This is a genomic window from Shinella sp. G-2 (assembly GCF_050172695.1).
Classification (GTDB): domain Bacteria; phylum Pseudomonadota; class Alphaproteobacteria; order Rhizobiales; family Rhizobiaceae; genus Shinella.
The window spans coordinates 1-1,094 of sequence record NZ_JBBEYH010000067.1 but is presented as its reverse complement, the minus strand read 5'-3'; the positions used below and the strand labels follow the sequence as shown (position 1 = coordinate 1,094).

Annotated in this window: 1 protein-coding gene; it reads right to left on the bottom strand. The window is 69.0% G+C overall.

All coding sequences use genetic code 11. From position 1 onward, the window contains the following. Positions 1 to 1,058, bottom strand: a 1,058-nt coding sequence (locus V8U06_RS29125; RefSeq protein ID WP_427143639.1) for a mannose-1-phosphate guanylyltransferase/mannose-6-phosphate isomerase, incomplete at its 3' end; no start/stop codon positions are given. Between the last annotated feature and the right edge of the window lie 36 nt (positions 1,059 to 1,094).

The following is a 1,094-nucleotide window of genomic DNA, read 5'->3' as shown; positions in this document are numbered from 1 at the left end:
AGCGCGGCGAGATGCTTGACCAGCTTGCCGACATTCTGGCTGTCCTCCAGCCGTCCGACATAGACCGCATCCTCGCTGGCGATGACCGCGACATTGTCGAGGCCCTGCACGGCGACATGGATGTCATGCGAGATGACCAGCGAGTTGCGCGTGTCGAGCACCGTGGCGCTGCCCTCGGCGACATTGCCTGCGTCGTCCTGCCGGCCGGTCTTCCAGACGGAATCCCAGCTGCCGAGATCGGACCAGGCGATGGGGGACGGCACGACGGCGGCGACCGGCGTCTTCTCGAAGATGGCATAGTCGACGGAGATGTCCGGCGCCCGTGCGAAGGCCGTCTCGTCGAGCCGCTCGAAGTCGAGGTCGTGCTGGGCCTTGGCCACCGCCTCGCTCGCCGCCTCCAGCACCTCGGGGGCGTATTGGCGAAGCTCGCGCAGGAAGAGGCCGACCGGCAGCATGAACATGCCGGAGTTCCACAGATAGCCGCCCGTCGCCAGCATGGCTTCGGCGCGCTCGCGATCCGGCTTCTCGACGAAGCGGCGCACGGCATGGGCGCCGTTGCCGAGATCTTCGCCGGTCTCGATATAGCCGTAGCCGGTGGCGGGCTCGGTGGGGGTGATGCCGAAGGTGACGAGGCGGCCGGCCCGTGCGGCGGCGGCGGCCTTGTCGATGCAGGCGCGATAGGTATCGTCGGCCTCGATCTCGTGGTCGGAGGCGAGCACCTGTAGGATGGCGTCCTCGCCGTGGAGGCGGGCGACGAGGCTTGCGGCGGCGGCAAGCGCCGGGGCGGTGTTGCGGGCGACGGGTTCGAGCAGGATGGCGGTCAGCGCGACGCCGGCGGCGCGGGCCTGTTCGGCGACGAGGAAGCGGAAGTCGGCATTGGTGACGATGACGGGCGGGGCGTAGAGCGCGGCATCGGCGACGCGGGCGAGCGACTTCTGGAACAGCGTGGTCTCGCCGAGGAAGCCGAGGAACTGCTTGGGGGCCGAGGCGCGCGACAGCGGCCAAAGGCGCGTGCCCTTGCCTCCGGCCATGATGACGGGGACGATCTTGCTGCTCATGATTTCCATCCTGGTCTCAAAGCCCGCCGTCATGGC